This window comes from Desulfococcus sp. (assembly GCF_041737845.1).
In the GTDB taxonomy this organism is placed as follows: Bacteria; Desulfobacterota; Desulfobacteria; order Desulfobacterales; family Desulfococcaceae; genus Desulfococcus.
On record NZ_JBGSQX010000081.1, the window covers coordinates 1 to 1525 of the forward strand.

Below are 1525 nucleotides of genomic sequence, written 5' to 3' on the forward strand. Positions count from 1 at the left end.
GGCCGCGCACCAGTTCCCGGACGTCAACCCGAGGAGCTCCTCGGACCCTCGGCGCCGAGCCCCCTTGAAGTACCCCGCCACGTCCGGCCCCCCGTTGCTCCCCTTCGGATCCTCTCCGGCCCCCCTCGCGGCTTCCGCCTCGCTCCAGGCCAGCGCTCGCTCCCCCAGCGACCCCGGCGACCCCAACAGGCGAGACCCTCTCACTCGACGACGGCGCGACAGCATCCTCCCAGCCTACCAAAAAACCGAACGCCCCTCCCCGGGAGCAAAGGGGAGGGGCGTTCAGAGGCTTGTCCAAAGTCCCGAGGGCATCCTACCACGGGCAGGATTCCTAGCAACGCCGCTGCGCGAACGCCCGGAGCTCCTCGAGGCTGCCGTGCCACCGGTTCAGGTCGCAGGCCCCGGTCACCCCGGGGCATTCCCCGCTTCCGCGCCGCCCACCGGCCCCTCGTCAGGCGGATGGTCCGGACGGCCGCCCCCGCGGAGAATACCGAGGGAAGCGGCAAGGCCCTTTTTGCCTTTTCGGGCATCGCCAACAACGGAGATTTCATCCGGACCGTCGGTTCCCTGGGCTTCAGGGTTTCGGGGCAGGCGGCCTTCCCGGATCATCACCCCTACACCCCCGCGGATCTGTCCGATCTTTCGGCCGCAGCCTCGGCCTCCGGGGCCGGGGCCGTCGCCACCACGGAGAAGGACTACGCCCGGATGGACCGCCGGTTTCCATGGCCTCTAGATCTTCTCATCATCGGCGTCGAAATGGATTTCGGTGCGGACGAACCGGCCTTCCACCGCTTCCTCAAAAGCCGCATGGAGGGTTGGTACCGTAATCCCGAAGCACCAGCGAGCCTCAGATGAAGGGAGCCGCCATGAAGACCATCGCACCCGAAGAAATCCGCCGCATCCTGGTTCGCGCCGCCAACTGGGTGGGGGACGCCGTCATGAGCACCCCCATGATCCGGGCCGTGCGGCGCGGCTTTCCCCGCGCGGAGATCCATGTCCTCGCCAAACCGTGGGTGTCGCCCGTTTTTGAAAACAGCCCGGACGTCGACCGGATCATTCCCTACGACGCCGGGGGGCGCCACGCCTCCCCGCAGGGCATCCTGCGCTTGTGCGGCGAGCTGCGGGCATACGATTTCGACCTGGCCGTCCTGGTCCAGAACGCTTTTGAAGCGGCCCTCATCGCCCGCCTTGCGGGAATCCCCCGAAGGCTGGGCTACGACACCGACGGCCGGGCCTTTCTCCTCACCCATGCGGTGCCCATGACCCCGCGCCTGAAACGCCGGCACCAGATCGACTACTACCTTGGCGTGACGGAAGGCGCAGGCATCAGGAGCTTCGGCAGGGATACGGCCCTCTTCCTCTCGGCCCCCGAACGCGTCCGGGCCGCCCAACGTTTACAAGAGGCCGGCCTGGACCGGACGGACGGCATCATCGGGATCAATCCCGGAGCGGCCTTCGGCGGCGCCAAGCGGTGGCCTGCCGAACGGTTCGCAGAGCTGGGCCGGCGGCTGCGGCGCCGCTGCCC

Annotated in this window: 2 protein-coding genes; both read left to right on the plus strand. The window is 68.5% G+C overall.

Features of this window, described 5'->3' with window-relative positions:
* The first annotated feature begins 417 nt into the window (after window positions 1-417).
* The gene (locus ACEW8N_RS09500) at window positions 418-855 is read left to right on the plus strand and encodes a tetraacyldisaccharide 4'-kinase (protein ID WP_373499576.1); all 438 of its coding nucleotides are present in this window, start codon (window positions 418-420) and stop codon (window positions 853-855) included.
* An 11-nt stretch (window positions 856-866) separates the two neighbouring features.
* Window positions 867-1525 (plus strand): glycosyltransferase family 9 protein (locus ACEW8N_RS09505; RefSeq protein WP_373499575.1); only part of this gene is annotated, 659 nt, incomplete at its 3' end.